This is a genomic window from Vibrio sp. 10N.286.51.C3 (genome assembly GCF_003050065.1).
GTDB classification, from domain to species: Bacteria; Pseudomonadota; Gammaproteobacteria; order Enterobacterales; family Vibrionaceae; genus Vibrio; species Vibrio crassostreae.
The window spans coordinates 82,890-97,274 of sequence record NZ_PIGC01000010.1 but is presented as its reverse complement, the minus strand read 5'-3'; the positions used below and the strand labels follow the sequence as shown (position 1 = coordinate 97,274).

The window sequence follows — 14,385 nt, the reverse complement described above, 5'->3', positions numbered from 1 at the left end:
TATTTGCGCTCTGGCCCAATACAATTAAAATTGCAGTTTGTGTTAATGTAACGCTGTCTTTAACAGGAGTCTATATGCCAAAGGTTACTCGTTCAGCATTAGTGTCGTTTAGTGCCGACCAGATGTTCAGCTTGGTCAATGATGTTGCTCGTTATCATGAGTTTTTGCCAGGGTGTTCTGGTTCACGTGTGATCGAATCTTCAGATTCAACTATGGTGGCTTCGGTTGATGTCTCTAAAGCTGGTATCAGCAAAACATTTACCACATCGAACCGTTTAGCGGATGGTGCTGAGATTTTGATGGAGCTGGTGGACGGCCCGTTCAAAAAGCTGCAGGGTGGTTGGTACTTTACTCCGCTCGACGAGCAAGCTTGTAAGGTTGAACTTAAGCTAGAGTTTGAGTTCTCTAGCCGAATGATTGAAATGGCATTTGGTAAGATTTTCAATGAGCTGACGAGCAATATGGTCAGTGCTTTTACTCAACGCGCGAAACAGGTTTACTAAGCCATGACTATTGAATCGGATATGATCCACGTAGAGGTTGTGTTTGCACTTCCGCATGAACAGCGTGTGTTTACTTTGGTAGTGAACAAGCACGCGACCGTTGAAGAGATCATTGCGCAGTCTGGTGTTTTGGAATTGTATCCAGAGATCGACTTAGCGAAAAATAAGGTTGGTGTATTCAGCCGTAACGTGAAGCTTGATGCGACGGTTCGTGATAAAGACCGTATCGAAATCTACCGTGCGCTATTGGCAGATCCAAAAGAGATTCGTCGCAAGCGTGCTGAACAAGCAAAAGCGGCCGCAGCTAAATCGTAATGCTAAACAAATTTAAGTTAGAAGAGAGCTCGCATCTGCGAGCTTTTTTGTGCCTGTTAGTTAGACACAGCAGCTAATTTGTTAGCAGATGTTAAAAAGCCTGCTCATATGAGCAGGCTTTTGCGATTCTTGCTTTGTCGACTGATAGCTTTATCGGCTGAGAGTTTTGTTGACTGGAAAGCTAGCGAAGGCTTTCGAAGAACTCATCACTGGCTTCAAAATCACCATTGATCGTTACTAGAGTGCCCGTAGCATCAAAGTTTACGACAAGGTTTTTCTGAATAGGGTCGTTGTGACCTTTCTGATGGTGGTAAATGTAGTACCACGTATCTGGGTAGCCATTTTCGATAAGCATAGGTGAGCCCATAACGTAACGAACTTGTGTTTTTGTCATGCCAAACTTGAGCTGGTCGACAGCTTCTTGTTCAACATAGTTACCCTGATTGATGTCAATTCGATAAACCAACTTCTCTAATAGAGAGCAACCGGTCAACATTGTTAGTGCAAGTGGAACTGCAACTAACCACTTTTTAATTCGCATAGTTTGAGATCTTTCTTCGCTAAAATACTGCCTGATAATAAACAAGCTCCAGCAAGAAGTAAAAAGCTCCTTGCGCTTTGAGCTTGTTATGACTGGCAATTTTGAATTAAGTTGCAAAATTGCCAAGAATTTTCGGTAAATTATCAGAAAGTTGCTGAATATGTAACCTAAGCTGCGATTAATAGCTCTTTTGCGTTGGCAAGCGTCGATTCGGTAATTTGGCTGCCACCAAGCAGTCGAGCAAGCTCTGAAACACGTTGTTGCTCATCAAGCGTGTGCATTTGAGTCTCTGTTTTGCCCGATTTCGTGTTTTTCGCTACAAACAGCTGTTGGTGACCGCAACCTGCCACTTGAGGTAAGTGAGTCACACACATCACCTGTGTAGATTCGCCCAGCTTGCGAAGCATTTTTCCGACAACCGCAGCGGTTGGTCCACTGATACCCACATCGACTTCATCGAAAATCAGGCTTGGTGTATCCACTTTTTGCGCTGTGATTACTTGAATCGCTAGTGAGATTCGTGATAACTCACCACCAGAGGCCACTTTCGCAATCGGCTGCATTGGCTGGCCTGGGTTGGTCGAAACAATGAAGGTCACGTTATCCATACCCAATGGAGAAGGGTGTGTGTTGGTGTTGTTCACTTCAATGGCAAACTGCGCTTTTTCCATGCTCAGTTCGTGCATGCTTTGCGTGATCAGCTTGTTGAGCTCTTTTGCGTAACGAGTTCTAGATTTATGAAGCTTCTCTGATTTAGCCACGAACGATTGGTATTGGTTTTCTACCTCGCTGGCTAATTCTTCCAACTTTTCATCTGAGCAATCAAGTGCTTCAACTTGTTCTAATAAATCTTGATGGTGCTTATATAGCTCTTCTGGCAACACGTGGTGTTTACGAGACATTGACATCACTTTTGAGAAGCGTTCTTCAACGTAAGCCATACGACCGGGATCAACATCAATGCTGTCTAGGTATGTTCTTAACTCGTTGTTGGTTTCTTCAATCTGAATAATGGCTTCAGAAAGCAAGTTCGGTAACTCGGCCAATCTTTCATCGAGCTCAGCTAACTGAATTAAGGAGTTATTGGCCGATTGCAGAATACCAAGCGCATTAACTTCTTCGCCTTCATAAATAAGCTCGATAGCTTGCTGACAGGTTGTGGCCAGTTCTCCGCTATTGGAGAGGCGCTTATGCTCTTGTTCGAGGTCTTCATATTCTTCCTCCCCAATAGACAGCTCATTTAACTCTTTGATTTGGTATTCAAGAAGTTGTTTTTGAGCTTGGTTTTGCTGGCTATTTTCACGTAACTCTTTTAAGTGGTTATCCGCTTGTCGCCACGCTTGGTAAGCATTACGTGTTGATTTCAATAGGTTCAAGTGGCCTGCGTATTGATCAAGCATGGCCATTTGGTAATCGCTTTTCATCAACTGGTGATGCGCATGTTGACCATGAATGTTGATCAATAGTTGCCCTAGCGATTTCAATTGTGAAAGAGGGACAGGGCTACCGTTGATGAATGCACGAGAACGACCTTCTTTTGAGATGGTTCTGCGCAGGATGCACTCACTGCCATCAAGCAATTCGTTGTCTTCTAACCAGCGGGTTGCATGCAGATTGTTCTCAAGTAAAAAAGCGGCACTGACTTCGGTTTTTTCTTCACCTTGTCGAACCATTCCTGCATCGGATCTTCCTCCAAGGCACAAGCCTAAAGCATCGATAGCGATAGATTTACCCGCACCAGTTTCACCGGTGATTGTTGTCATGCCTTTAGAGAGTTCTAGCTGTAAAGACTTAACAATAGCGAAATTATTAACACTTAAATGAGCCAGCATTTTTATTTACCTGTATAACTGAACAATACTGTATATAAGCTCAGTATATACTGTTTCTTTATACAGTAAAGTCGGCAGGTGAAAATTTTTTGCGACAGCTCTCAGAATTAAGCTTGTCTGTAGGCCACTGAAACCGCTATAGATTCCCAACTCGGTCGTTCCTTCCTCTTGGGAATGACGATGTGGTGGATTGGCGTAAAGACGAGATGGTGGGCTTTTAATCGGCAATAAAAAAGGCTGACGAATGTCGTCAGCCTTTCAAAATTATTCACTTTTACTTAGAACAGCTTACTCGACCAGCCTAGTTTGTTACGTAGAACGTGGTAGTAATTGTAGTCCTTAGGATGGATCAGTTTGAGTACATTTGGGCTTTGGTAAATGTGGATCTCATCGCCAGGGGAAACAGGCAGCGAGATTTGACCATCACAGCTCACTTCCTGAGTTCCGCGGTTATCAGGCGATACGATCAGCTTGATACGACGCTTGCCATCCACCACAAGTGGTCGACTTGAAAGGGTGTGTGGGAACATTGGTACTAGTGAGATCGCATTTAGGCTTGATGACAGGATAGGGCCGCCACCAGAAAGTGAGTAGGCGGTAGAACCTGTTGGCGTCGACACGATTAAACCATCAGAACGCTGCGAGAAAGCGAAGCTGTCGTCGATATAGACTTCAAACTCGATCATGTGTGCAACTTGACCTGGGTGAAGTACCGCTTCGTTTAGTGCTGCATTATGGCTTTTTATTTGGCCGTGACGGTGAATTTCCGTTTCAAGCAGGAAGCGTTCCTCTTCCATGAACTCGCCTTTGAGAACATCAGTAAGCGCACTCTGGAAGTTTTCAGGGTTGAGATCGGTTAGGAAACCAAGGTTGCCTCGGTTAACACCAATCACTGAAATGTCGAAACGTGACAAGATTCGAGCGGCACCGAGCATATTTCCGTCGCCACCGACCACAATGGCGAGATCGGCGCGTTTACCTAATTCAATCAGGCTAGAAAAATGTTCTTTTGGGATGTCGTCTAAAATAGTGGCGAGTCTGTCATCAACAAACACTTGATAACCCTCAGCACTTAACCACTGATAGAGCTCTCTATGAGTCTGAATTGCTTGCTGATCTCGAGGTTTACCAATAATGGCGATGACTTCAAATGGCTTTTTCATAACGTTTCCAAACGAATTAGGCTTGAATCAAAATTCTTCATCCCCATAATAAAGGCAAGTTGAACGTCTATGCGAGTGTTTTATATCAATTTGGGGCGCAAACACGCCTGTCACTTGCATTGAAAACGAATTCTGGAGATATCATGAGCAACGAAGAAAACAAAGTAACCGAAGAAGAGCTAGATCAGATCATCGCTGAAGCTGAGAAAGTTGAAGAAGCTGAGCTGAATGAAGACGCTGCTGATGAGCAGGAAGCAAAAATCGCTCAACTGGAAGCTGCACTGCTTTCTAGCGAATCTAAAGTGAAAGAGCAGCAAGATTCTGTTCTTCGCGCGAAAGCTGAAGTTGAAAACATGCGTCGCCGTAGCGAACAAGAAATTGATAAAGCGCGTAAATTCGCTTTGAACAAGTTTGCTGAAGGTCTACTTCCTGTAATCGACAACCTAGAGCGTGCAATGCAAGCGGCAGACGCTGAAAACGAAGTGGTTAAGCCACTGTTTGAAGGTGTTGAGCTAACGCACAAGACGTTCGTAGATACAGTTGCTAAGTTTGGTCTTAAAGAGATCAACCCTGAAGGTGAAGCGTTCAACCCTGAATTCCACCAAGCAATGTCTATCCAAGAAAGCCCAGATCATGAATCAAACACGGTTATGTTTGTGATGCAAAAAGGCTACGAACTAAACGGTCGTGTGGTTCGCCCAGCGATGGTTATGGTTGCTAAGTAATGACTTATTACGTTACCAACTGAATTGACTGGCGCATTGACTGAATAAGTCGTGGCGGCAAAATAAATCACTGGTTTACGTGAAATGAAAAGAGAGGCATATGCCTCTCTTTTTTTATGTCTATAGCCTGAGAGTCCACGTAAATAAGCATCAAAACCGCATTAAGAATGTCGTTCTTTTTATTTCATTCAGATCAGCGATTTAGAGTTTTGTGTTATGAAACTTGTTGTGATTGAGTGAATGTTTTGATGTCACATTTGTGATATTTTTGTAAATAAATACTTTTAATTGTTATCTTTGTATGTAAAATCCACTGCCATATAGCGATTTTGGTCGCATATATAACTATAAAAGTATAAATTTTAAACACAACAAACTGGAGAAGAACGATGGATAAATCGCTCTCAAGTAAAATTTTTGTAGGCTTGTTCGCCGGTCTACTTATTGGTACTGCTATTCAGTACCTATTCAGCGGTATTGCTATTTTTGATACGTATCTACTTGGTGCTGCCGAAGGTGCTGGTGGTATGTTCGTATCACTTATCAAATTGCTTGTAGTTCCTCTTGTATACGTATCTATTGTTTGCGGTATTGTTGAGCTAAAAGATATTCGTTCATTTGGTCGTCTTGGTGGTAAAACCTTTGGTCTTTACATTATTAACACCATCATCGCGATTTCAGCAGCGCTAACGATTGGTCTTATTTTCCAACCAGGTGCAGGTGCGAATTTAGCCGGTACGGTTTCTGAGACAATTGCGCTTACAACAACTGAAACGCCAGACATCTTCTCTCTTGTTGTTAACATCGTTCCTAGCAACCCTGTAGAAGCTTTCGCAAGCGGCGATATGCTACAAATCATCTTCATGGCAATTTTGACAGGTCTTGCTATTCAAGCGCTTGATTCTCGTGGTGGTCCAGCTATCAAGACATTCAAGATGGCTAACGAAATCATGATGAAGCTTATCGGCCTAGTAATGAGCTTGGCGCCTTACGGTGTATTTGCTCTGATGATTCAACTGGGCGCAACACTGGATGCAGACACGCTAATGTCAGTTGCTGGCTATGTGGCACTTGTGGTTGCAATGCTTGTGTTCTGGATTTTCTTCTTCTACCCAATGATGGTGGGTTCATTCACAGGTATTTCTCCAAAGCAGTTCCTACGTGCAACTCGTGAGCAAGTTCTATTCTCACTATCTACAGCAAGTTCGAATGCAACAATCCCAGTAACAATGCGCACTCTAACTGACAAACTAAACGTATCTAAGTCAGTAGCGGGTTTCGGTGTACCACTAGGTGCAACAATGAACATGTCTGGTGTATCTATCTACATCGCGCTAGCAACTATGTTCGTAGCAAACGCGTTTGGTCAGCCAATCAACACTGCTGATATCTTCACTCTAGGTCTAACTATCCTGCTATTGTCTATCGGTGCTGGTGGTGTTCCTGGTGGCGGTGTTGTGATGGTAGGTGTTCTATTGCACCAACTAGGTTTACCACCAGAAGGTCTAGCAATCGTTGCTGCTGTTGACCGTATCTGTGACATGTTCTGTACTTCTTCAAACGTAGTTGGTGATACAGCGGTGAACACTATCGTTGCTAAATCTGAAAACGAAATTGGCGTTGAAGCTAATGAAGAAGCTGAGTTACAAAAAGCAGAAGCTTAATTCAGAGATTCTTTCCGCTATAGATTTAATCTGAGCTGAAACCCTGAGTAGATAAACGGAGCCCAAGTGGCTCCGTTTTTTATTGAGTGAGAAGGTCACCTTATCTATTTTTACTCAACAAACGATAGTGCAGTCTGAATTGCTGTGTGAGGGGAGCCTCTTTGAGAGTCAGTTTACAGAAATAAGACTTTGCTACAAAAAAGGATAGTAGAGGGTGAATAAACCCAGTTATGGGACTTATATAGGCGGTAATGATATGTATTCGTGCCTAATCATTCCTTTTATTAAAATAAATGTAAAAAAATCCCTTTTCACCCTTGAAAAGGCTTCGTGAGCCCTTATCTATGGTGCATACGAAAGCAAATTACATTTGCACTTAAATTTTGTGTATTAGGGTTGAATCCCTGATTACCGCCCCCCACATATGTGGGTATAGCAAAAACTAATATAGATTATATTTCGGAGATAGCCTGATGGGTCGAATCATTGGTATTGATTTAGGTACTACTAACTCTTGTGTTGCTGTTTTAGACGGCGACAAACCACGCGTACTAGAAAATGCTGAAGGCGAACGCACAACAGCATCGGTAATCGCATACACTGACGGCGAGACGCTAGTTGGTCAACCTGCGAAACGTCAAGCAGTTACTAACCCTCAAAACACGCTATACGCAATTAAGCGTCTAATCGGTCGTCGTTTTGAAGATGAAGAAGTTCAACGCGATATCGAAATCATGCCTTTTAACATTGTTAAAGCTGATAACGGTGATGCATGGGTTGAAGCGCAAGGCCAAAAAATGGCTGCTCCTCAAGTATCTGCTGAAGTTCTTAAGAAAATGAAGAAAACAGCTGAAGACTTCCTAGGCGAAGAAGTAACTGGCGCAGTTGTTACTGTTCCTGCTTACTTCAACGATGCTCAACGTCAAGCAACTAAAGATGCTGGCCGTATCGCAGGTCTAGATGTTAAACGTATCATCAACGAACCAACTGCTGCTGCTCTAGCTTACGGCCTAGATAAGCAAGGTGGTGATCGCACTATCGCTGTATACGACCTTGGTGGTGGTACATTCGATATCTCTATCATCGAAATCGATGAAGTAGAAGGCGAGAAGACTTTCGAAGTTCTTTCAACTAACGGTGACACTCACCTTGGTGGTGAAGATTTCGATAACCGCATGATCAACTACCTAGTAGATGAGTTCAAGAAAGAGCAAGGTATCGACCTTAAAGCTGATCCACTAGCAATGCAGCGTGTTAAAGAAGCAGCAGAAAAAGCGAAAATCGAGCTTTCTTCTACTACTCAAACTGACGTAAACCTACCTTACGTTACTGCTGATGCGACTGGTCCTAAGCACATGAACATCAAAGTGACTCGTGCGAAGCTTGAGTCTCTAGTTGAAGACCTAGTTCAACGTTCTCTTGAGCCACTAAAAGTTGCTCTAGCAGATGCTGACCTATCTGTAGGCGAAATCACTGACGTTATCCTAGTTGGTGGTCAAACTCGTATGCCTATGGTTCAAGCTAAAGTAACTGAATTCTTCGGTAAAGAGCCACGTAAAGACGTGAACCCTGACGAAGCTGTTGCGATGGGTGCTGCTGTTCAAGGTGGTGTACTAGCTGGTGACGTTAAAGACGTTCTACTACTAGACGTTACTCCTCTATCTTTCGGTATCGAAACGATGGGCGGCGTGATGACTAAGCTTATCGAGAAAAACACAACTATCCCTACTAAAGCGGATCAAGTGTTCTCTACAGCTGAAGACAACCAAAACGCAGTAACTATCCACGTTCTTCAAGGTGAGCGTAAGCAAGCGACTTACAACAAGTCTCTTGGTCAGTTCAACCTAGAAGGTATCCAACCAGCACCACGTGGCATGCCACAAATCGAAGTAACATTCGACCTAGATGCTGATGGTATCCTGAACGTATCTGCTAAAGATAAAGCGACGGGTAAAGAGCAGAAGATCACTATCCAAGCATCAGGCGGCCTGTCTGAGGAAGAGATCGAAGCAATGGTACAAGAAGCAGAAGCTAACAAAGAAGCGGACAAAAAGTTCGAAGAGCTAGTAACTGCACGTAACCAAGCTGACCAAATGATTCACGGCACTAAGAAGCAAGTAGAAGAAGCTGGTGAAGCTCTACCTGCAGACGAGAAAGCTAAAATCGAAGCGGCTATCACGGCACTAGAAGAAGTTAAGTCTGGTAACGACAAAGAAGCTATCGACGCTAAAGTTCAAGAACTTATGCAAGCAGCTCAAAAGCTAATGGAAATTGCTCAACAGAAAGCTCAAGCTGAACAAGCTGGTGCTGACGCTGGTGAACAACCTAAGCAAGACGACGACGTGGTAGACGCGGAGTTTGAAGAAGTTAAAGACGACAAAAAGTAATTTTTCGTCGCTATAACACGTGATTTCTACGTCGAAGGTACTCACTTACATCCGTAAGCTCCGTGCCTTCTCCTTGAACTAACGTGTTTTAGCTTAGAAAAGTCGTTTTTCGATTTCTAAATATACGGGCGTCAGAGGTAACTCTCACGCCCGTAAATTTGTATTTAGACTTGTCGATCTAGATAATAGCTTTATTCGGCGTTTCAGCCGGCAGAACTTTTATCTAGATTGATACACAGACTACTGAAGTGATCATTCGGTAGTAGCAATTATTTTGGTGACCTAGAACATGTCAAAACGTGATTTTTACGAAGTATTAGGCGTAAGCCGCGATGCATCAGAGCGCGATATTAAAAAAGCGTACAAACGCTTAGCGATGAAATTCCACCCGGACCGTAACCAGGGTGACGAGACCGCAGCAGATAAGTTTAAAGAAGTAAAAGTAGCGTACGAGATCCTAACTGACTCTCAAAAGAAAGCAGCTTACGACCAATACGGCCACGCAGCTTTTGAACAAGGCGGCATGGGCGGCGGCGGTTTCGGCGGCGGTGGCCAAGGTGACTTCGGCGATATCTTCGGTGACGTATTTGGCGACATCTTCGGCGGTGGTCGTCGTGGTGGCGGTCAACAGCGTGCACAACGTGGTTCAGATCTACGTTACAACATGGAACTTTCTTTAGAAGAAGCGGTTCGTGGTGTTTCTAAAGAAATTGAAGTACCAACACTTGTAGAGTGTGATACTTGTGACGGCAGCGGCGCGAAAGCGGGTTCTTCTGCACAAACGTGTGGCACTTGTCATGGCCACGGCCAAGTACAAATGCGCCAAGGTTTCTTTGCGGTTCAACAGACTTGTCCTACGTGTAACGGTAAAGGCAAGATCATCAAAGACCCATGTAACTCATGTCATGGTCAAGGTCGCAAGCAGAAGACGAAAACACTTAACGTTAAGATCCCTGCTGGTGTTGATACTGGCGATCGTATTCGCCTATCTGGCGAAGGCGAAGCGGGAGAGCAAGGTGCTCCAGCTGGCGACCTGTACGTACAAGTACACGTAAAAGAGCACAACATCTTTGAGCGTGACGGCAACAACCTTTACTGTGAAGTTCCAGTAAGCTTCTCTATGGCTGCTCTAGGCGGTGAAGTTGAAGTTCCAACACTAGATGGTCGTGTAAACCTTAAAGTGCCAGAAGAAACACAAACGGGCCGTATGTTCCGTATGCGTGGCAAAGGCGTGAAAGGTGTTCGTGGCGGCGGTGTGGGTGACCTAATCGTTAAGCTAGTGGTAGAAACGCCAGTTAAGCTAAGCTCTCGTCAGAAAGAACTACTACGTGAATTCGAAGAAACATGTTGTGGCGAAGCGGCAAGCAAGCACAAGCCAAAATCTGAAGGTTTCTTCAGCGGCGTGAAAAACTTCTTCGATGACCTAACTAAGTAATTAGATAGTGATTTGAAAATTTTAAAGCCTGCCAGTGTGCAGGCTTTTTTGTGCCTGTAGAAAGGGTAAAAGGGTAACGCATGAGATTGATTGGCTTACCTCATTATTTCCAACACGCTTCTGGCTCTGAGATACCTGAGTGGTGCAATTCCAAAAAATCAGTCGTCGAATCTAAACAGTCATCACTTGTCTGTGGTGCATGCGGCTCAGCCTGAATTGAATAGGTGCTGCTGCTTGCTGAGATAGCGAGCGTGTATCGGCTAGAATCGGTATCACAAAACAAGCATGTTCCTCCAGAAATAATATTCACTGCTGCCGACGCATAGTTTCCCGTGTATAGGGTTTCTATCTCCAGTTGTATTTTGGTCATGTCGGCCATCGCTGTAACTCGATGAGCCTTGGTAACATGGTTGGTATAACTTGGATAGGCAATGGCACCGAGTATCCCCACGATTACCACAGCCAGCAATAACTCGATCAATGTCATCCCTCTTATGCTTATGTTGTTGCTGTTGCATATATTTCTTCGAATCATCGCGAGTAGTTTCCTTTCATAACTCTGTCCATTCTTCTCTGGTGGTAGCATCGCTGCAAGATTAAATACGGTTACGCACTGAATTACATAGGAATTTGGGAAATGACTCGCGGGTTTACTTTATTAGAGCTGTTAGTAACGGTATCGGTGCTGTCGATACTGATAGCTGCGGCTGCCCCGAGTTTTAGTTCGGTTACTGAAACCGTCAAGATGCAGCGACTCGCCGGAGAGTTGAATGGCTTTCTTATTCAGGCCAAGTCTGAATCGGTTAAAAGGAATCAAGATCTTTGGGTGCATTTTTCTATGGATAAAAATGAGGAGCAATCAACAGGGGAATGGAGTCTGTTGTTGAAGCCGACCGAAGATCTCTCTGGCGAAACGCTGGTGATGTTATCGGGTCAACCGTTTCGAGATGTGTCGTTTTCTCACAACTATACGGGGGCGAGAATCAGCTTTGAGAGTGTCAGGGGGAGACCTGCCAGGGGCACGATCTATCTTTCTCCTAATGCATCTTCAACCGACCGTTTATTGATTAAGTTATCTAGTCCCCCAGGGCGAATTAAGGTTTGCGGCGAGTCGAGCGCTCTATATGGCTATTATGCGTGTTAAGCCGATTGTGGCTGCGCCTAGCAAGCAACGAGGCACATCATTGATTGAGTTAATGGTGGCGTCTGTGATTGGTATCTTCGCGATCTCGATCATGGGCAGTGTTTTTATCGCCGGTCAGAGAACAGCTAAAGACAAAGGTATCGAGTTACTGCTACTACAAAACCTAACCAGCACAATGCAAGTGATGAAAGAAGATATTCAACGAGCGGGCTACGATGGATCTAATGGTTATTCAATCAAGTTGTCTGGCGCGACGGATACCATTCAAGTGAGCGGTGGTGTTGCCGTTGGTTTTGTTTACTTCCGAGAGGGTTCGAGCGCAAGTAAAGATCATCGAAATATCGTTTACAAAAAAAATGGACCCAAACTGCAAATATGTGAGAAGGGCACCACTGTATCGGAGGCAATTCCTACATTTCATGAGGTTACTGGATGTTACTCACTTTTCGATGACAACCTCATTGATGTTGATGAGTTCAGCATTAATTCCCAAGTATTAGAGCAGAACTCTATCAAGAGCACATTTACTGACATCAGTATCACAGCCTCAATTCCAACCGCAGGTGTTTCCAAATCGGTTTCGGTTTCCGTTAAACAAAGGAACTGGCAATGATGATATATAGAAAGCAGCGCGGCGTGGTGACCTTGCTGGTGACATCGGTTCTTTTAGTTGGAGCTTTAGTGGTGACGCTAGGCACGTATCGCAGTGTTTTTCATCAGATCAAAGTTGCTCAAAACGAGGTTCAAGGCAGGCAAGAACATTGGCGTTCGGAAGGGGGGCTAGAATGTACTTATTCTTACTTACTTGAATTAGACAAGACTATTGCTGATATCAAAGACGTGAGTGCTCGCCCGGCGGATTTTGCAGATTGGTGCTCTCCTTATCAAAATCAGCCAGAAATCGAGATCTCCGATAGTGCAATTTCTAGTGCTTACATCGTAACGTCATCCTCAAACGCACAGTCACTTTTTAAGACAATAAAAGAAAGATCTCAGTTCGGCAGTGGGGCGATTCAGTCGACGGGGCCTATTGAGCTTATTGGTACCTTAAGCTTGAAGCCGACAGTAAAAGAAGACCCAATTAGCGGCAATGAATATGAGTGTGTCAGTGTCTCTTTTGCTGACCTGTTCACCTATCAATATAACGAAACTCATAGTAATTCAGGACAGGCATTGGGGTTAGAGGTTCTCGATCCTAGTGCTGATGGTCCATTTTCTGGCTTTGATGGTATATGCCATAGTGATTATAAAACGGAGATCCCGAAAGGTGCTTCCGGTAGCACTCATTCAATCTATGCCCCTGATTACTATCAAGGTACTAATCCACCGCCTTTCCAAAAAGACTTTAATCCAGATCCGAATATGAATCCGTTTTACACCTTTTTTGGTGTTGCTAAAACTGATCAAAACATTGTCGATTTATCACAAGATACGGATTTGTTTAAACATGTTCAGCTATTGAATGCGACTGAGTGCGGCACTGAGATCATGGACCACTTCACTGCAGGGCAAACCAAGGGGCTGTGGATTGAAGGCAACTGCCATATCAACGCTGCGGTTGCGGCCACAATCAATCCGTCACAGCTGTTGGTTGTGCAAGATGGTGTGTTGGCCCTGAATGGAGCCATGGCTTACAACGGAGTGATTTATCATTTGGTCGATTATCAAAAGAGCCACGTGAAAAATCGAGTCGATGGTTTCTGGAATGCGCTCGCTGCTAATAACGTGTTTGCGCCTTTTATCAAAGATATTGATGAGGCCAGTGTCGTCAAAAAAAGTGTCGGGATTCAGTTTGCCTCTGGTTTACCTTCTGGTGGTCTTATTTTTGATTCCCCCTCGGGAGTGACGACCATAGTGGGCGATATGGACATGGATTTTCGTGCGGATTCGAACCCAAGTGACCCACCTTCAACGTACCAATGGCAGCGAGGTTCGTGGAATGATTTCTAAGAGTTCTGGCTTCAGTTTACTAGAGGTACTTATCTCTTTTCTGCTGATTGGCGTTGCGTCGTTAGGGCTGGTTAAATTACAGGTGTATGCGGAACAAAAGTCGGATCATGCGCTCCAGAGTGTCGAAGCTTTGCATTTTGCAGAAAGGCAGATGGAGCATTATCGAACTCGCGCGCTCAATGTTAGTGGCGCGGTAGGGCTTATTCCTTTTGAGGAACTAAATCAGTCGAGTTACTGTCTCAACATCGCGAGTTCAGATCCCCTATCCGGTTTATCTGGTTCTGTATATTCGATGACATGTGAAGTCACTAATGCGAGCGGAGCCTTATCTGGCGCCCTCAAAAACATTGTTGTCACAATTGCATGGCAAGATCGTATGAACCGCGCGCAAAGTATTTATCTCGAAACTATGCTCTCCAAATACAGTGAGTTTGACTGACCCCTAAGCAAACGTTTACTGCATGCCAAGGCTTGCGCCACTCCTTTTACTGATAATTTTCACTCCTCGGACATTGTTTGCGTGCTAGTTAAAACTCTGTATATGGAATGGTGTTTTTTGTGTTTTTATATTGTTGTGGTTGTATGGTATTTTTGCAAAATATGTCTCCATTTATGGAAAATTAGATGGAATCTTGTGCTTTTTAATAACGACTTTAATAGAATATGTGCTGTACCAATAGGCCGTGGTCAAAACTTATATTAGGCCTAAACAAAACAACATCACAT

Annotated in this window: 14 protein-coding genes; 10 read left to right on the top strand and 4 right to left on the bottom strand. The window is 44.0% G+C overall.

Annotation, left to right across the window (positions count from 1 at the left end):
* Nucleotides 1–74: 74 nt before the first annotated feature.
* Nucleotides 75–503, top strand: a complete 429-nt coding sequence (locus tag CWO27_RS12890) for an SRPBCC family protein (RefSeq protein WP_017106599.1) — start codon at nucleotides 75–77, stop codon at nucleotides 501–503.
* Nucleotides 504–506: 3 nt separating this feature from the next.
* Nucleotides 507–818: an RnfH family protein gene (locus tag CWO27_RS12885; RefSeq protein ID WP_009848325.1), complete on the top strand. Its 312-nt coding sequence runs from the start codon at nucleotides 507–509 to the stop codon at nucleotides 816–818.
* 181 nt (nucleotides 819–999) lie between these two features.
* Here the strand turns inward: CWO27_RS12885 and bamE are convergent, their stop codons facing one another.
* From bamE to nadK, 3 genes are all read right to left on the bottom strand, one after another.
* On the bottom strand, nucleotides 1,000–1,359 hold the full coding sequence (bamE, locus tag CWO27_RS12880) for an outer membrane protein assembly factor BamE (RefSeq protein WP_009848326.1): 360 nt from the start codon (nucleotides 1,357–1,359) through the stop codon (nucleotides 1,000–1,002).
* Nucleotides 1,360–1,526: 167 nt separating this feature from the next.
* Complete coding sequence (gene recN, locus CWO27_RS12875; protein ID WP_107899052.1) at nucleotides 1,527–3,191, bottom strand: DNA repair protein RecN; 1,665 nt, start codon at nucleotides 3,189–3,191, stop codon at nucleotides 1,527–1,529.
* A 278-nt stretch (nucleotides 3,192–3,469) separates the two neighbouring features.
* Complete coding sequence (gene nadK, locus CWO27_RS12870; protein WP_017066747.1) at nucleotides 3,470–4,354, bottom strand: NAD(+) kinase; 885 nt, start codon at nucleotides 4,352–4,354, stop codon at nucleotides 3,470–3,472.
* A gap of 143 nt (nucleotides 4,355–4,497) precedes the next feature.
* On the opposite strand from nadK, the gene grpE reads away from it, so the two are divergent.
* From grpE to dnaJ, 4 genes are all read left to right on the top strand, one after another.
* The gene (grpE, locus tag CWO27_RS12865; protein ID WP_019823922.1) at nucleotides 4,498–5,079 is read left to right on the top strand and encodes a nucleotide exchange factor GrpE; all 582 of its coding nucleotides are present in this window, start codon (nucleotides 4,498–4,500) and stop codon (nucleotides 5,077–5,079) included.
* Between the two features lie 389 nt (nucleotides 5,080–5,468).
* Nucleotides 5,469–6,743 (top strand): dicarboxylate/amino acid:cation symporter, encoded by a 1,275-nt coding sequence (locus tag CWO27_RS12860; protein ID WP_019823920.1) that lies wholly within the window; start codon nucleotides 5,469–5,471, stop codon nucleotides 6,741–6,743.
* A 473-nt stretch (nucleotides 6,744–7,216) separates the two neighbouring features.
* The gene (dnaK, locus tag CWO27_RS12855; protein WP_019823919.1) at nucleotides 7,217–9,130 is read left to right on the top strand and encodes a molecular chaperone DnaK; all 1,914 of its coding nucleotides are present in this window, start codon (nucleotides 7,217–7,219) and stop codon (nucleotides 9,128–9,130) included.
* A gap of 289 nt (nucleotides 9,131–9,419) precedes the next feature.
* Nucleotides 9,420–10,565 carry a molecular chaperone DnaJ gene (dnaJ, locus tag CWO27_RS12850; RefSeq protein WP_102432252.1) on the top strand — a complete coding sequence of 382 codons (1,146 nt, stop codon included), beginning with the start codon at nucleotides 9,420–9,422 and terminating at the stop codon, nucleotides 10,563–10,565.
* Nucleotides 10,566–10,668: 103 nt separating this feature from the next.
* Here dnaJ and CWO27_RS12845 read toward each other — a convergent pair whose 3' ends face one another.
* Nucleotides 10,669–11,100, bottom strand: coding sequence for a type IV pilin protein (locus CWO27_RS12845; RefSeq protein ID WP_102432253.1), 432 nt, complete (start codon nucleotides 11,098–11,100; stop codon nucleotides 10,669–10,671).
* A gap of 102 nt (nucleotides 11,101–11,202) precedes the next feature.
* Between CWO27_RS12845 and CWO27_RS12840 the strand changes: the two genes are divergently transcribed.
* From CWO27_RS12840 to CWO27_RS12825, 4 genes are read left to right on the top strand one after another with little or no spacing between them, the layout of a single operon-like run.
* Complete coding sequence (locus tag CWO27_RS12840) at nucleotides 11,203–11,709, top strand: GspH/FimT family pseudopilin (RefSeq protein ID WP_048657872.1); 507 nt, start codon at nucleotides 11,203–11,205, stop codon at nucleotides 11,707–11,709.
* Complete coding sequence (locus tag CWO27_RS12835; protein ID WP_102432254.1) at nucleotides 11,690–12,322, top strand: PilW family protein; 633 nt, start codon at nucleotides 11,690–11,692, stop codon at nucleotides 12,320–12,322. Before CWO27_RS12840 ends, CWO27_RS12835 begins: the two co-directional genes overlap by 20 nt.
* Nucleotides 12,319–13,659: a hypothetical protein gene (locus CWO27_RS12830; RefSeq protein WP_048663710.1), complete on the top strand. Its 1,341-nt coding sequence runs from the start codon at nucleotides 12,319–12,321 to the stop codon at nucleotides 13,657–13,659. The genes CWO27_RS12835 and CWO27_RS12830 overlap by 4 nt, the downstream gene beginning before the upstream one ends.
* Nucleotides 13,649–14,098, top strand: a complete 450-nt coding sequence (locus CWO27_RS12825) for a type IV pilus modification PilV family protein (RefSeq protein ID WP_048669197.1) — start codon at nucleotides 13,649–13,651, stop codon at nucleotides 14,096–14,098. The genes CWO27_RS12830 and CWO27_RS12825 overlap by 11 nt, the downstream gene beginning before the upstream one ends.
* Nucleotides 14,099–14,385 lie beyond the last annotated feature (287 nt).

Coding starts and splice junctions, on each gene's coding strand:
- CWO27_RS12860 (WP_019823920.1), top strand. CDS start 5,469: ATGGATAAATCGCTCTCAAGTAAAATTTTTGTAGGCTTGTTCGCCGGT.
- CWO27_RS12830 (WP_048663710.1), top strand. CDS start 12,319: ATGATGATATATAGAAAGCAGCGCGGCGTGGTGACCTTGCTGGTGACA.
- CWO27_RS12890 (WP_017106599.1), top strand. CDS start 75: ATGCCAAAGGTTACTCGTTCAGCATTAGTGTCGTTTAGTGCCGACCAG.
- CWO27_RS12835 (WP_102432254.1), top strand. CDS start 11,690: ATGGCTATTATGCGTGTTAAGCCGATTGTGGCTGCGCCTAGCAAGCAA.
- CWO27_RS12845 (WP_102432253.1), bottom strand. CDS start 11,100: ATGATTCGAAGAAATATATGCAACAGCAACAACATAAGCATAAGAGGG.
- CWO27_RS12885 (WP_009848325.1), top strand. CDS start 507: ATGACTATTGAATCGGATATGATCCACGTAGAGGTTGTGTTTGCACTT.
- bamE (WP_009848326.1), bottom strand. CDS start 1,359: ATGCGAATTAAAAAGTGGTTAGTTGCAGTTCCACTTGCACTAACAATG.
- nadK (WP_017066747.1), bottom strand. CDS start 4,354: ATGAAAAAGCCATTTGAAGTCATCGCCATTATTGGTAAACCTCGAGAT.
- grpE (WP_019823922.1), top strand. CDS start 4,498: ATGAGCAACGAAGAAAACAAAGTAACCGAAGAAGAGCTAGATCAGATC.
- recN (WP_107899052.1), bottom strand. CDS start 3,191: ATGCTGGCTCATTTAAGTGTTAATAATTTCGCTATTGTTAAGTCTTTA.
- CWO27_RS12825 (WP_048669197.1), top strand. CDS start 13,649: ATGATTTCTAAGAGTTCTGGCTTCAGTTTACTAGAGGTACTTATCTCT.
- dnaK (WP_019823919.1), top strand. CDS start 7,217: ATGGGTCGAATCATTGGTATTGATTTAGGTACTACTAACTCTTGTGTT.
- dnaJ (WP_102432252.1), top strand. CDS start 9,420: ATGTCAAAACGTGATTTTTACGAAGTATTAGGCGTAAGCCGCGATGCA.
- CWO27_RS12840 (WP_048657872.1), top strand. CDS start 11,203: ATGACTCGCGGGTTTACTTTATTAGAGCTGTTAGTAACGGTATCGGTG.